The 14,777-nt window shown below is 33.8% G+C and carries 12 protein-coding genes and 1 pseudogene; 10 read left to right on the top strand and 3 right to left on the bottom strand.

Annotated elements, in window-relative coordinates:
* Window positions 1–132: 132 nt before the first annotated feature.
* Complete coding sequence (locus D3P13_RS09675) at window positions 133–549, top strand: DUF2141 domain-containing protein (RefSeq protein ID WP_117881787.1); 417 nt, start codon at window positions 133–135, stop codon at window positions 547–549.
* A gap of 92 nt (window positions 550–641) precedes the next feature.
* Here D3P13_RS09675 and D3P13_RS09670 read toward each other — a convergent pair whose 3' ends face one another.
* The 3 genes from D3P13_RS09670 to D3P13_RS09660 form a co-directional block, all read right to left on the bottom strand.
* On the bottom strand, window positions 642–869 hold the full coding sequence (locus tag D3P13_RS09670; RefSeq protein WP_117881785.1) for a hypothetical protein: 228 nt from the start codon (window positions 867–869) through the stop codon (window positions 642–644).
* Between the two features lie 108 nt (window positions 870–977).
* Entirely contained in the window at window positions 978–2,000 is a 1,023-nt protein-coding gene (ruvB, locus tag D3P13_RS09665; protein WP_117881783.1) for a Holliday junction branch migration DNA helicase RuvB, read from the bottom strand.
* A gap of 98 nt (window positions 2,001–2,098) precedes the next feature.
* On the bottom strand, window positions 2,099–2,506 hold the full coding sequence (locus tag D3P13_RS09660; RefSeq protein WP_157972878.1) for an SPOR domain-containing protein: 408 nt from the start codon (window positions 2,504–2,506) through the stop codon (window positions 2,099–2,101).
* A 148-nt stretch (window positions 2,507–2,654) separates the two neighbouring features.
* Here D3P13_RS09660 and D3P13_RS22500 point away from each other — a divergent pair.
* The 9 genes and pseudogenes from D3P13_RS22500 to D3P13_RS09620 all read left to right on the top strand — a co-directional run.
* Window positions 2,655–3,068: pseudogene (locus D3P13_RS22500) on the top strand (c-type cytochrome); the annotation flags it as partial.
* Complete coding sequence (locus D3P13_RS09655; RefSeq protein WP_232829171.1) at window positions 3,060–4,250, top strand: c-type cytochrome; 1,191 nt, start codon at window positions 3,060–3,062, stop codon at window positions 4,248–4,250. The pseudogene D3P13_RS22500 and the gene D3P13_RS09655, both read left to right, overlap by 9 nt.
* 153 nt (window positions 4,251–4,403) lie before the next feature.
* On the top strand, window positions 4,404–7,496 hold the full coding sequence (locus tag D3P13_RS09650) for a TAT-variant-translocated molybdopterin oxidoreductase (RefSeq protein ID WP_117881779.1): 3,093 nt from the start codon (window positions 4,404–4,406) through the stop codon (window positions 7,494–7,496).
* 22 nt (window positions 7,497–7,518) lie between these two features.
* The gene (gene nrfD / locus D3P13_RS09645) at window positions 7,519–9,270 is read left to right on the top strand and encodes an NrfD/PsrC family molybdoenzyme membrane anchor subunit (RefSeq protein WP_117881777.1); all 1,752 of its coding nucleotides are present in this window, start codon (window positions 7,519–7,521) and stop codon (window positions 9,268–9,270) included.
* A 2-nt stretch (window positions 9,271–9,272) separates the two neighbouring features.
* Window positions 9,273–9,797 carry a DUF3341 domain-containing protein gene (locus tag D3P13_RS09640; protein WP_117881775.1) on the top strand — a complete coding sequence of 175 codons (525 nt, stop codon included), beginning with the start codon at window positions 9,273–9,275 and terminating at the stop codon, window positions 9,795–9,797.
* Between the two features lie 96 nt (window positions 9,798–9,893).
* The gene (locus D3P13_RS09635) at window positions 9,894–10,487 is read left to right on the top strand and encodes a c-type cytochrome (protein WP_117881773.1); all 594 of its coding nucleotides are present in this window, start codon (window positions 9,894–9,896) and stop codon (window positions 10,485–10,487) included.
* 26 nt (window positions 10,488–10,513) lie between these two features.
* A complete protein-coding gene (locus D3P13_RS09630) occupies window positions 10,514–11,911 on the top strand; it encodes a quinol:cytochrome C oxidoreductase (protein WP_117881771.1) in 1,398 nt (465 codons plus the stop codon).
* Between the two features lie 19 nt (window positions 11,912–11,930).
* Entirely contained in the window at window positions 11,931–12,977 is a 1,047-nt protein-coding gene (locus D3P13_RS09625; protein WP_117881769.1) for a cytochrome c oxidase subunit II, read from the top strand.
* Window positions 12,978–12,999: 22 nt separating this feature from the next.
* Window positions 13,000–14,769 carry a cytochrome c oxidase subunit I gene (locus tag D3P13_RS09620; protein ID WP_117881767.1) on the top strand — a complete coding sequence of 590 codons (1,770 nt, stop codon included), beginning with the start codon at window positions 13,000–13,002 and terminating at the stop codon, window positions 14,767–14,769.
* Window positions 14,770–14,777 lie beyond the last annotated feature (8 nt).

The following is a 14,777-nucleotide window of genomic DNA, read 5'->3' as shown; positions in this document are numbered from 1 at the left end:
TAAGAAAACGGGTTCCTTGGGGTGTTTTTAATACCATAGATATTGAATAGTTCAGGTATTAATAAAAATATCAAACTTTTATTAAGTATATTGCATAATAAATTGACTTTTTATAATTTAAATATTACAATAATGAACTACTTACTAATTTGTTTTATCCTTTTGTCAAGCAATGTTTCCTATGAAAATCCCCAGTTGACTATTCAAATAGAAAATATTGGAATACTTGAGGGTAGAATTAGAATTGGAGTTTTTAATAAAGGTGAAAATTTTTTAAAACGAGAAGCCGCTATCAAGCATTATTATATAACGGTTAAAAACACTACTGAAATTATAAAAATCAACGATTTACCAAAAGGTGACTATGCCTTTTCCATGTTTCATGATGAAAATTCTGATGATGAATTTAATCTTAATTTTCTAGGAATTCCGAAAGAACCTTATGGGTTTTCAAATAATGTAAAACCAAAATTTTCGGCACCTTCTTATGAGTCTTGCAAATTTTCATTGGCAGAAGACCGCTTAATTGAGGTTACACTGAGTAACTAGAAAAATGATACTGAACAATTTGTTTTTATAATGGTCATACATTATATTTTGAACTAGTAAATAAAGAAGTTTATCAAGCCAAAATTTTCAATTTATTTTTTAGATTTTGTGACAAGTAAGTTTAAATCGTTACAGTCAAAATCGAATGTTTGTCTAATTTCTTTTATTGTTTTATTGAAATAATAGCCGAGTAAAAGTAATATTTCTAAGGCAACAAATAGCCATGGATTTATATCCCTTACTACATGTGAAATTGATTCTGAAAGTAATGCAGAAGTGTTGCATAAAATTAAGATAATAAGTAAAACAGAAGTTTTCATAGTTTTTGTTGTAAAACTACAATGCTAATTGTCAGTTGTCAAGGGGTTTAACCCTTAAATAACAAAGGGGTTTATACCCTTTTTTAAAAGGGTATAAACTAATTATGGTTAAAAAAGACCACCTTGAACACTTCCTTTAATTTTGCCTAAATGTTTGTAAGCATGCTCAGTTACTTCTCTACCTCGAGGAGTTCGCATAATAAAACCTTGCTGAATTAAAAAGGGTTCATAAACTTCTTCAATAGTTTCGGCACTTTCACTAACTGCAGTAGCTAGTGTTGTAATTCCTACAGGGCCTCCTTTAAATTTATCGATAATAGTGATAAGAATTTTATTATCCATTTCATCTAAACCATGAGCGTCTACATGTAATGCTTTTAGAGCAAATTTTGCAATACCTATATCTATAGTACCATCACCTTTTATTTGTGCAAAATCTCGAACTCTACGTAAAAGTGCATTTGCAATTCTAGGAGTACCACGACTTCTTCCTGCAATTTCAATTGCGGCTTCCATAGATATAGGTACATCTAAAATAGTAGCACTTCGTTGTACAATTGTAGTCAGTAAATCAGTTTGATAATATTCTAAACGGCTGTTAATTCCGAAACGAGCTCGCATTGGAGCGGTTAATAAACCAGACCTTGTTGTTGCTCCTATTAATGTAAATGGTTCTAAGTTGATTTGAACAGTTCGTGCATTTGGCCCAGATTCGATCATAATATCAATCTTATAATCTTCCATGGCAGAGTAGAGGTATTCTTCTACTATTGGACTTAAACGATGTATTTCGTCAATAAATAAGACATCGCGTTCTCCTAAATTGGTCAAAAGACCCGCTAAGTCACCTGGTTTGTCTAAAACAGGGCCAGAAGTAACTTTTATGTTTGCATTCAGTTCGTTCGATAAAATATGAGCTAATGTAGTTTTTCCTAATCCAGGAGGTCCATGGAACAACGTATGGTCTAAAGCCTCATTTCTTAGATTGGCGGCTTCAACAAAAATTTTCAGATTCTCAATAACCTGTTCCTGTCCTGTAAAATCGTAAAAATTTAACGGTCGTAATTGTTTTTCAACGTCTATTTCTTCATTAGAAAAATTTTCATCGGAAGGATTTAGGTTTTCATTCATTAAACAAAAATAAGTTATTTTGATTCACAAATTATAAAAATCAAAAATCGTTAATCATTTTTTTTCTAGTAAATAGAACTATATGTCGTTTAATAACTTTAGTCTCTCTGTACATCAATTAGCTCGGCTAACACAATTGCTCCACCAAAAGTTTCTTTAATTTCGATTAAAGCTCTATCCGCTGCTAGTTGTGTTTTGTAGTTTCCAACACGCACTTTCCAATCCGGCGGAAAATTTTCAATTTTTAAGAAGTCATCAGGAAATAACGTGTTAAATTCCTCACGAGCCCTATAAGCCCCTTGTTCGCTTCCAAAAAATATTTGAATTCTGAAGCCTTTAACTTTTGTAGTGTTTTTGTTGTTTGCTCTTTTTTTAGCCACAATATTTTTTATATTTTCACTACTTTCTATTTTTAAGTTCCCTTCTTGCTGTGCTGCGATTAAGTTAGTACTTAAAAGAGAAATTATAAAGATTGCTATGCTGTATCTGTTTAAAAATGATTTCATTATAAGTTTTTGTTTTGGCAAATTTAAAATTTTGTTTTTAGGTTTAACATATCGTTCGTTATTTAGAACCATTATAAATTGCATTTAACATTATTTTTAGATTTTGCTTGTATCCAAATAATGTTATTTTTGTCAAATCTTTCTAAGAATGTGTTTTCATTTTAAGAATAGAAAAAATCGTACCAAAACGACACCTGATAATATATTTTATAATATGAAAAGTGTGAATCAACACCGTAAAATCTTAAGAATACTCGTTTCTAGTCTTACTTTTGTTTTACTTTTTACATCACAGATCTTTGCTCAAGAGGCTAATCTTGATAATGGTAAAAAAATATTCAATGCAAATTGTGCTGCTTGTCATAAATTGGATACTAAGTTAGTAGGACCGCCTTTAAAGGGTGTTACTGAAAGAAGAGAACAGGATTGGTTAATAGCTTGGATAAAAGATAATGCAGCTTTAAGAGCTACTGGAGATGCTGATGCAATTGCAATCTATGAAGAGTATAATAAAATGCCAATGGTGGCGTATCCACAATTTTCAGATCAAGATATTAAGGATGTTTTAGCGTACACAGATGATAAGCCTGTTGAGAAGGTTGAAGGTGGCGATGCTGCATTTGTAACTGCAGCTTCTTTAGGTATTGATTCTTTAGAAGTAGTTAAGGGTAAAAAGACATTTAATGCCAATTGTGCGGCGTGTCATAAATTAGATTCAAAATTAATTGGGCCTGCATTGGCTAAGGTACAAGATAGACGTTCAGATGAATGGTTACATTCATGGATTAAAGATAATGCTGCTTTAAGAGCTAGCGGTGATGCTGATGCTATTGCTATTTTTGATGAATACAATGGCTCTCCAATGACTGCTTTTCCGCAGTTGTCAGATGCAGACATCGATGCCATTTTATTATATACAAAACATTCATCAATTTTAGAGGCTAAAAAGATAGGTGGAGAAGAAGTTAGTTCAGTGGCGGAAACAACGCCAATTCCTTGGGCAACCTATTTGGTGATGCTTGTTTTGGCTGTAGCGGTAGTTTGGGTTTACTTTATGAGTAAAAACGAATTCCTAAAATTGGTTACTACGATTGCTTTACTTTTAGTAGTAGGTTATTTAGCGTACTGGGGTATGATGAGTATTGGTAACGACCAAGGGTATAAGCCAGTGCAACCAATTGCTTTTTCACATAAAATACATGCCGGAGATAATAAAATTGATTGTCAATATTGTCACTCTTCAGCAAAGCATAGTAAAACTTCAGGTATTCCTTCAGTAAATGTTTGTATGAATTGTCATAAAGGTATATCAGAATATAACGGTCCTGTAACTGTTGAGAATGATAAGGCGTTTTACGATGGTGAAATTCAAAAAATTTATGATGCCGTAGGATGGGATAAAGAATCGAATGCTTACATAGCAGGTTATGAACAAAGACCTATCGAATGGATACGTATTCATAATTTGCCAGATTTTGCATATTTTAATCACTCACAACACGTAACTGTTGGAGGTGTAGCTTGTCAAAAATGTCATGGACCGGTAGAAGAAATGGAAGAAGTAGAGCAATTTTCTCCATTAACAATGGGATGGTGTATCAATTGTCATAGAGAAACTGAAGTTAAAGTTGAAGATAACGCATATTATGCTAAAATTCATGATGAGTTGTCTAAGAAATATGGTGTTGAAAAAGTTACCGTAGCACAAATGGGTGGTATGGAGTGTGGTAAGTGTCACTATTAATTCCGCATGTAGACATAATAATTTATGTGTAAATGAGAGTGGATTTAGAAGTAGCTGATACGAAGTAAAAAAAGAAATAAAATTAAAAATTTAGAATTGGTTTCAGAGTTAATCAAATAACCATATCTAAATAACAAATAACTAAAACAAAGAATGGCGTCAAACAAGAAATACTGGAGAGGTGTTGAAGAGCTTAATGAAAACAGCTCTATTGTTGAAAAGCTAAAAACATCAGAATTTGCTGAAGATTTACCAACAGATGAGTTTCTTGGTGATAAGGAAGCATTAGAATCTTCTTCAACTTCAAGACGAGACTTTTTAAAATATGTTGGTTTTACAACCGCAGCAGCGTCATTGGCAGCTTGTGAGGGGCCAGTAGTTAAGTCTATTCCTTACGTAATAAAGCCTGATGAAGTTACACCTGGTGTAGCTGATTATTATGCGACATCAATGGCAAATGGATACGATTTTGCCAATCTACTAGTGAAAGTTCGTGAAGGACGTCCTATTAAAATTGAACCTAATAAATTAGCTGGAAATCAAGGTGGTACCAATGCAAGGGTACAAGCTTCTATTTTAGCTTTATATGATAATAACCGTTTACAAAATCCTAGAGCTAAAGGTGAGCCTGTAAATTGGAGTACTTTTGATAAAGCTACAATGGCTGAGTTAAATACGTTAAAAGCGAATAATGAAACTATTGTATTTTTAACAGGTACTACAGCGAGTCCAACAACAAATCAACTAATACAAGATTTTAAAGCATCTTATGCTAATGTTAAGCATATAGCTTATGATGCAGTTTCAGAATCTGCTGCTTTAGATGCGTTTGAGACTTTATATGGTGAAAGAGCCTTACCAGACTATGATTTTTCAAAGGCTGAGGTAATTGTTAGTGTTGGTGCAGATTTCTTAGGAGATTGGCAAGGTGGAGGTTTTGAAGTAGGGTATGCAAAAAGCAGAATTCCAAATCACGGAAAAATGTCTCGCCATGTACAGATTGAGTCTAACTTATCTCTAACGGGTAGTAACGCAGATAAGCGTTATATGGTGAAGCCATCAGAACAAAAACAAGTATTATTAAATGTTTACAACGCTATAGTTGGTGGAAGTTCAACAAAATCAACTTCAATTGATGAAGGGTTAAAGCAAACGATAAAACAATTACAAGCTGCTGGTAAAAAAGCTGTTGTTGTAACAGGTATACAAGATAAAAGTGCTCAATTATTGGCATTGGCCATTAATAAGGCAATTGGTAGTGAAGCTGTAAATACAGTGGCTCCAAAATATGTAAGAAGTGGTAGTGATGCTAAAGTGTCTCAATTAATTGGAGATATGAAAGCGGGTAAAGTTGGTGGATTAATTACCTATCTTACCAATCCAGCTTATACATTAGCCAATAGTGCTGACTTTGTTGAAGCACTTAAAAAAGTAAAACTCTCTATAGCTTTTTCTATGGGAGATGATGAAACCGCATCTGCAGCTCAGTATGTAGGAGCAGTTCCTCATTATTTAGAATCTTGGGGTGATGTAAGAATCAAAAAAGGTCATTTTGGTTTAACGCAACCAACAATCAGACCTTTATTTAATACACGTCAGTTTCAAGATACATTGTTAAAATGGAATGGTAGTTCACTATCATACCACGATTATTTAAAATCATATTGGAAATCTAACGTATTGAAAGGACTCTCGTGGAATAATACATTACACGATGGTGTTCGTCATATTGGTACGGTAGCTGATGCTGTTGAAACTGCTATTTTTGATGAAGAAATTCCAAGTCAAATTTCTCCGGAAACAGTTTCAGTTCAAGGAGCATTAACGGCTTTGGCCGCATCTATAAAACCAGCTGATTTAGAGTTGGAATTATATACTAAAACGAGTATGGGTAATGGACAAATGGCTAATAATCCTTGGTTACAAGAATTGCCAGATCCAATTACTAGAACTTCTTGGGATAATTATATTACCATCTCTAGAATTGATGCAATAGCAAAAGGGATTACCAATAGAACAGTTTCTAATGGAGCCTTAAATGGTGATTTAGCCAACATAACTGTAAATGGAGTAACCTTAGAAAATGTACCAGTATATATTCAACCAGGACAAGCACCTGGTAGTATTGGTTTGGCTCTAGGTTATGGTAGAAAATCTGCCGCAGTTCAAAAAGATTTACAAGTAGGTGTTAATGCCTATCCTTTATATCAAAATTTTTCAAATCATCAATCAGTAACTATTGAGAAGGTGGCTGGTGAACATGAATTTGCATGTATTCAGTTACAGCATACCTTAATGGGTAGAGATGAAATTATTAGAGAAACAACTCTAGATGATTTTGTTAATAAGCCAAGACACGATTGGAACCCTAAACCACACGTACAATTAGATCATCAAAATGTTTCGTTGGAGAAAGTAGATTTATGGGAACGATTTGATGATTCTTTAGGTACAAAATTTAACCTTTCAATAGATTTAGCAACTTGTATTGGTTGTGCTGCATGTATTGTAGCATGTCATGCAGAAAATAATGTTCCTGTTGTTGGTAAAGAAGAAATAAGAAAGAGTAGAGATATGCACTGGTTGCGTATTGATAGATATTACTCTTCTGATATGACTGAAGAGAGAGGAAAGGAAGAAGGTATTTTTGGTACGGGTACATATTTTAATGCTCAAACACACCCTTCTGATAATCCTAATGTTACTTTCCAACCTGTAATGTGTCAACATTGTAATCACGCACCATGTGAAACAGTTTGTCCGGTTGCAGCAACATCTCATGGACGTCAAGGTCAAAACCAAATGGCATATAACCGTTGTATTGGTACTCGTTATTGTGCAAATAACTGTCCTTATAGAGTACGTAGATTTAATTGGTTTAAATATTTTGATAATAACGAGTTTGATTATAACATGAACAATGACCTAGGTAGAATGGTACTTAACCCAGATGTTACAGTACGATCTAGAGGGGTTATGGAAAAATGTTCTATGTGTATTCAAATGACTCAAGCTACCATATTAAAAGCTAAAAAAGAAGGAAGACCTGTTAAGGATGGTGAATTTACTACAGCGTGTGTTAATGCATGTAGTACTGGTGCCATGGTGTTTGGAGATGTAAATGATAAAGATAGTAAAGTAGCACACATAAAAGAAGATGATAGAACTTTCCATTTATTGGATTTTGTAGGTACACAACCTAATGTATTCTATCAAGTGGATATTAGAAACACAAACGAATCATAATAATAATTAAGAATAGTATATAATTATGGGTCATTACGAAGCACCTATTAGAGAGCCAATTATCACTGGAGACAAAAGTTACCATGATATTACTTTAGATGTAGCCGCTCCAATTGAAGGTAAAGCCAATAAAAGTTGGTATATAGCTTTTACAATTGCATTGATAGCCTTTCTTTGGGGTATTGGATCAATCGCTTATACCATAGGTACAGGTATTGGTGTTTGGGGTCTAAACAATAGAATTAACTGGGCTTGGGATATTACCAACTTTGTATGGTGGGTAGGTATCGGTCATGCCGGTACATTAATTTCTGCGGTACTTTTGTTGTTCCGTCAAAAATGGAGAATGGGTATTAACCGTTCTGCTGAAGCAATGACAATCTTTGCGGTTTTTCAAGCAGGTTTGTTCCCGTTAATACACATGGGTAGAATCTGGAATGGTTTTTATACCTTACCAGTACCAAACCCTTTAGGTTCGTTATGGGTAAACTTTAACTCACCATTATTATGGGATGTATTCGCTATTTCTACATATTTATCAGTATCATTAGTATTCTGGTGGACAGGTTTATTGCCTGATTTCGCTATGATTAGAGATAGAGCTACGAAACCATTCCAAAAGAAGATTTACAGTTTAGTAAGTTTTGGATGGAGTGGTAAAGCAAAAGACTGGCAACGTTTTGAAGAAGTTTCTTTAGTGTTAGCAGGTTTAGCAACTCCATTAGTACTTTCTGTACATACAATTGTATCATTTGACTTTGCTACTTCGGTAATACCAGGTTGGCACAGTACGGTGTATCCACCTTACTTTGTTGCAGGTGCGGTATTCTCTGGTTTTGCAATGGTACAGACGCTATTATTAATTATGCGTAAAGTGAGTAACTTAGAAGATTATATTACAAGAGTACATGTTGAAAACATGAATAAAGTAATCTTAGTTACTGGTGGTATTGTTACGGTTGCTTATTTATCAGAACTTTTTGTGGGTTGGTATACAGGTAGTAGTTATGAAGATTTTGTGTATTTATCGGTAGGTGCTGCAACAGGACCATATTGGTGGGCATTTTGGTCATTGATAATTTGTAACTCTATTATCCCTCAATTATTTTGGTTTAAGAAAATTAGAAGAAATTATATATGGACATTCATAATCGCTATTTTTATCAATATTGGTATGTGGTTTGAACGTTTTGATATTATTGTGATCAACTTGAGTAGAGGACATCTACCATCATCATGGACACAGTTTTCACCAACTTTTGTCGATATCGGTATATTTGTAGGAACCATAGGATTTTTCTTTGTACTGTTTTTATTGTATGCTAGAACCTTCCCAGTTATTGCACAAGCTGAGGTTAAGTCTATTTTAAAATCGTCAGGTAATAATTTTAAAAGAGAAAGAGACAATCCTAGTACTGTAAAAACTGAAGTTAAAAAAGAACCAATTATCATCAAAGAAGAGATTGTTAAAGAAGAAAAAATTGTTGAGAAACCAATAGTTGATGTAGATGATAAACAGGCTAAAACAAATAGCTTACTTGAAAGTTTAGGTACCTTTGATGCTTCAAAAGATACGGCAGATAATCTTAAAAAAATTAGCGGTATTGGTCCAGTAATGGAGAAAACGCTAAATCAAATAGGTATTTACACCTTTGCACAGGTTAGCAAAATGACAAATAAAGAATATGACTTGTTAGATTCAATCACGGGTTCTTTCCCAGGAAGAGCACAAAGAGATGATTGGGCAGGACAGGCTAATAAACTTAAATCGTAATTATGAGTTCTAAAGTAATACATGCATTATACGATGATGATGATGTGCTTTTAAATGCCGTAAAAGAGGTAAGAGCAGCACACCATCATATTGATGAGGTTTATACACCTTTTCCAGTACACGGTTTAGACAAAGCAATGGGTATACCACCAACTCGTTTGGCTATAATGGCATTTATATTCGGGGTAATGGGTTTAGCCTTTTCGATATGGTTTTTAAATAATATAATGATCGTAGATTGGCCACAGAATATTGGTGGTAAGCCTAGTTTTAGTTTTTTAGAAAACATGCCGGCGTTTGTGCCTGTAATGTTTGAGATGACGGTATTCTTTTCGGCTCACTTAATGGTGATAACTTTCTATATGAGAAGTAAAATATGGCCTTTTCAAACAGCTGACAATCCAGATCCTAGAACTACAGATGATAAGTTTTTAATGGAAGTGGCTGTTGACGGAAACGAAGATGCAATTATTGCATTATTAGAAAAAACAGGTGCTGAAGAAATATCAGTAAAAGAAAAACATTAATATATGATGAAACGAGCATGTTAAAAATTTTATCCCTCAAAAGAATGATTATTTGCGAACAGCATGTGACCGTTAAAAAATAATAAATATAAATACATGAAAAGCTTTATAAAATATACTTCAATTGTAACTCTACTAGTGCTGATGGTTTCTTGTGCTGGTGATAGTAAGAGAAGTAGACAAGTTCAATATATGGGTGATACTGACATGTATAATGCGGTATCATACGAAACCTATTCTACAAACCCTGTGTTTAAGAATGGAATATCTGCTCAGTTACCAGTGGACGGAACTATTGCAAGAGGTAAAAGTACTTATGATGTTCCAAATTCTGAAATTGGTTACCAGTATGCAAAAGATTCTGTACGCTCTCCATTATGGGAAAAGGCATCTACAGATTCAATTGCACGTATTTCTGAAAATAATATGAAACAAGGTAAATATCTATATGGTATCTATTGTGCAAGTTGTCATGGAACAAAAGGTGATGGTCAGGGTGTACTTGTGCAAAATGAGAAGTTTTTAGGTGTTCCAAACTATAAAGATAGAGAAATTACAGAAGGAAGTATTTACCATGTACTTATGTACGGTAGAAACTTAATGGGATCTCATTCTTCACAATTAAATGAGAAAGAGCGTTGGCAAGTTACAGCCTATGTTGAACAATTAAGAAAAGATTTGTTAAAATAATATTGATTTAGCAAGAATTAAAAGATATGTACACATTTTCAAGTAGATTAAAGACCTTTTCATTAGTACTAATCATTATTGGTGCTTTAGGTATAGGTTATGGCTTTTTCACAGCACCAAAAACCGTTGACGACGTAAAAGCAATGATGCATGATGCGGAAGATTCGCATGGAGCAACCGCTGCAGAGCATGCAGAAGTAGACGATCATGCTTCCAAAGTTGTTCACGAAGTAACAGGTGCGATAAAAGGCGAACATACCACAGAGAATGATCATGCAGCTGCAAGTGAACATGGTGATGATGCTGGACATTACGAACATGTACTAATGCAGGCTCAGAACAGACCTTGGACTGCTATTTATGTACCTATGATTTTCTTTTTACTGATCAGCGTTTGTGCGTTGGTTTATTATGCCATACAAAGAGCAGCAAGTGCAGGTTGGTCGCCAGTATTGTTTAGAGTTATGGAAGGTGTTACAGGCTATATAGGGATTGGTTCTTTAATAGTACTTGCCTTTTTAGTGGCATCAGCAATGCATGGTAATCACATGTTTGCATGGATGTATGCTAGTGCAGATCCAACAGCAGCAAATTTTGATTTTGCTATGGAAACAAAAGATTGGTGGTTAAACATACCAGGATTTTTAATTCGTGCTGTTATTTACGTTTCAATTTGGATTGGCTTTAGACATTTTATCCTTAAAAATTCTAGATTACAAGATGAGTCTGGTGATTTAAAATATTTCAAAAGGAGTTTTAATCTTTCTGTAGTATTTCTAGTTGTATTCTTAGTATCAGAATTATTTATGGCATTTGACTGGTTAATGTCTATTGATCATCACTGGTTTAGTCAATTATATTCGTTCTACGTTTTTGCTAGTATGTTTGTTTCAGCAATCACAGTAATAGCATTAGTGACGATTTATCTAAGATCTAGAGGGTTTTTACCTCAAGTAAACGATAGTCATATACACGATTTAGCAAAATATATGTTTGCCTTTAGTATTTTCTGGACATACCTTTGGTATGCACAGTTTATGTTACAGTGGTATGCAAATATCCCAGAAGAAGCAACCTATTTTTATCCTAGATTATTAGGCGAATACCAACCCTTATTTATTGGTATGTTAATTATGAATTTTGTATTTCCTATATTAGTATTAATGAATAGTGATTACAAAAGAATCCCATGGTTTGTTGTATTGGCAGGTTTAATTATATTAACAGGTCATTATTTAGATGTGTTTGTAATGGTTGCACCAGGTACAGTAGGTAGTCATTGGCATTTTGGCATTCCTGAAATAGGAGCATTATTATTCTTTGCAGGATTGTTTATTTTTGTAGTGTTTAATTCACTCACAAAAGCACCATTGCTTCCTAAAGAGAATCCATTTATTAAAGAAAGTAAAGTTTTCCATTATTAAAAAATATCAAGCATAACAGATGAAGGCACTATTTTTTATTATCATTTTTGTAGTTTTAATTGTTGCTTGTTGGCAATTTGTAAAATTATTAGGCTTAACGAAAGTTGATAATCAAACAGCTACAGAAAAAGAAAATAACATTAACGGATGGTTAATGTTAGGCCTTATGGGCTTTATTTATGGGTTAATGATATATAGCATGTATGGTGCTAAAGATGTATTGTTACCGAGAGCATCAGCATCAGAAGAAGGTTATCATATAGACAACTTGTTTGTAATGACCATGACGTTGATTTTGGTTGTTCAATTTATAATGCAATTTTTGTTATTTTTCTTTAGCTTTAAATATAGAGGAATTGATGATAGAAAAGCTTTTTTCTTTGCAGATAGCCATAAATTAGAAACTATTTGGACGGTAATACCAACGATTGTACTATCTGGATTAATCATCTACGGTATTTGGACATGGAATAATGTTATGGATTCGTCAGATGCAAAAGACCCAATATTTATAGAATTATACGGTAAGCAATTTCAATGGGATGCACGTTATGCCGGAGAAGATAATCAATTAGGATCTGCAAATGTTCGTTTTATCGAAGGTACAAACACCATGGGTGTTGATATGACCGATAAGAATTCTGCTGATGATATTCCGTTGGTTGTAAATGAAGGTAAGTTTGTTAAAGAACTTCACGTACCAAAAGGAAGAAAAGTAATATTCAAAATTCGTTCTCAAGATGTATTGCATTCTGTTTTTATGCCTCATTTTAGAGCTCAAATGAATGCAGTACCTGGTATGGTTACAGAAATTGCTTTTACGCCAGTAATAACAACTGCTGAAATGCGTTTGAACGAGGATACTAAGGCGAAGTTTGAAGCAATCAATGAACTTAGAAAGGAAAAAGGTGAAGAAGCTGTAGAATTTGATTATCTAATTTTATGTAATAAAATTTGTGGATCTTCGCATTACAATATGCAATTGAAAATAGTTGTTGATGAAGAGGCTGATTTTAATAAATGGTTAGCTACTCAAAATACTTTTGCCCAAATAAACAATAAATAATAAAAAATAAATATTTTAGAATATGTCAGATCATCATCATAAAGAAACTTTTGTAACGAAGTACATCTTTAGTCAAGATCATAAAATGATTTCTAAGCAGTATCTAATTACGGGTATTGTTATGGGTTGTATAGGCGTGTTTATGTCTATGTTGTTTCGTTTACAATTAGCGTATCCTGAACAATCTTTTAGCATAATAGAAGCTTTTTTGGGTAGAGCTGGTGAAGGTGGTGTTATGACACCAGATATGTATTTATCTTTGGTTACTATACACGGTACCATTATGGTATTTTTTGTATTAACGGCAGCGTTAAGTGGTACATTTAGTAACCTTTTAATCCCGTTTCAAATCGGTGCTAGAGATATGGCATCTCCATTTCTTAACATGTTATCGTATTGGTTATTCTTTTTATCAAGTGTAATCATGTTGTTGTCACTGTTTATTGAAACAGGGCCTGCAAATGCAGGTTGGACAATCTATCCACCGTTAAGTGCATTACCTCAAGCAATTTCAGGTTCTGGTTTAGGTATGACCATGTGGTTAGTATCTATGGCTATCTTTATTGCTTCATCATTAATGGGAGCATTAAACTATATCGTAACGGTATTAAATTTGAGAACTATTGGAATGAAAATGACAAGGTTGCCATTAACAATTTGGGCCTTTTTCGTTACTGCAATAATTGGTGTGGTTTCATTTCCTGTATTACTATCTGCAGCATTATTATTGATAATGGATAGAAGTTTTGGTACTTCCTTCTTTTTATCAGACATATATATAGCAGGTGAAGTATTACATTACAAAGGAGGTTCACCAGTACTGTTTGAACACTTGTTTTGGTTCTTAGGTCACCCTGAAGTATACATTGTAATTTTACCAGCAATGGGTATTGTATCTGAAGTATTAGCAACGAATTCACGTAAACCAATATTCGGATATAGAGCAATGATTATTTCTATAATTGCTATTGCATTTTTATCTACAATTGTTTGGGGTCATCATATGTTTGTAACAGGGATGAATCCATTCTTAGGGTCTGTGTTTACATTTACAACCTTATTAATTGCAATTCCATCTGCTGTAAAAGCATTTAACTGGATAACCACTATATGGAAAGGTAATTTACGGATGAATCCTGCCATGTTATATTCTATAGGTTTTGTTTCTACCTTTATTACTGGAGGGTTAACAGGATTAATTCTTGGTGATAGTGCTATTGACATTAACGTACATGATACTTATTTTGTAGTAGCTCACTTCCACTTAGTAATGGGTGTATCTGCTATTTTCGGAATGTTTGCTGGTGTGTACCATTGGTTCCCGAAAATGTATGGAAAAATGATGAATAAAGACTTGGGTTATTTACATTTCTGGTTAACAGCGATATCTGCCTATGGTGTGTTTTTTCCAATGCACTTTATTGGTCTAGCAGGTTTACCAAGACGTTATTATAACAATACCGCATTCCCAATTTTTGATGATTTATTACACATTAATAAAGTAATGACCATCTTCGCTATTATTGGTGGATTGGCACAAATCATATTTTTAGCAAACTTTTTCTTTAGTATTTACAAAGGAAAACGTGCTCCTAAAAATCCTTGGCATGCAAATACATTAGAGTGGACTACTGAAGTAGACCACATCCATGGTAACTGGGCAGGTGAAATACCAGCAGTGCACCGTTGGCCATATGACTATAGTAAAATTGATGAAAATGGAGACCTATGGGGTGGACAAGATTTTACACCACAAACCGTTCCAATTCGCGATGGTGAAGAAGAATTTTAGAAATAAAT

The organism is Aureibaculum luteum, from assembly GCF_003449015.1.
GTDB classification, from domain to species: Bacteria; Bacteroidota; Bacteroidia; order Flavobacteriales; family Flavobacteriaceae; genus Aureibaculum; species Aureibaculum luteum.
The sequence above is the reverse complement of the archived record's forward strand: the minus strand, read 5'-3'. Positions and strand labels throughout refer to the sequence as shown.

Excerpts from the sequence above, each read along its gene's own strand:
- D3P13_RS09675 (WP_117881787.1), top strand. The coding sequence starts at position 133 with ATGAACTACTTACTAATTTGTTTTATCCTTTTGTCAAGCAATGTTTCC.
- D3P13_RS09640 (WP_117881775.1), top strand. The coding sequence starts at position 9,273 with ATGAGTTCTAAAGTAATACATGCATTATACGATGATGATGATGTGCTT.
- D3P13_RS09660 (WP_157972878.1), bottom strand. The coding sequence starts at position 2,506 with ATGAAATCATTTTTAAACAGATACAGCATAGCAATCTTTATAATTTCT.
- D3P13_RS09630 (WP_117881771.1), top strand. The coding sequence starts at position 10,514 with ATGTACACATTTTCAAGTAGATTAAAGACCTTTTCATTAGTACTAATC.
- D3P13_RS09635 (WP_117881773.1), top strand. The coding sequence starts at position 9,894 with ATGAAAAGCTTTATAAAATATACTTCAATTGTAACTCTACTAGTGCTG.
- D3P13_RS09620 (WP_117881767.1), top strand. The coding sequence starts at position 13,000 with ATGTCAGATCATCATCATAAAGAAACTTTTGTAACGAAGTACATCTTT.
- D3P13_RS09650 (WP_117881779.1), top strand. The coding sequence starts at position 4,404 with ATGGCGTCAAACAAGAAATACTGGAGAGGTGTTGAAGAGCTTAATGAA.
- D3P13_RS09625 (WP_117881769.1), top strand. The coding sequence starts at position 11,931 with ATGAAGGCACTATTTTTTATTATCATTTTTGTAGTTTTAATTGTTGCT.
- ruvB (WP_117881783.1), bottom strand. The coding sequence starts at position 2,000 with ATGAATGAAAACCTAAATCCTTCCGATGAAAATTTTTCTAATGAAGAA.
- D3P13_RS09670 (WP_117881785.1), bottom strand. The coding sequence starts at position 869 with ATGAAAACTTCTGTTTTACTTATTATCTTAATTTTATGCAACACTTCT.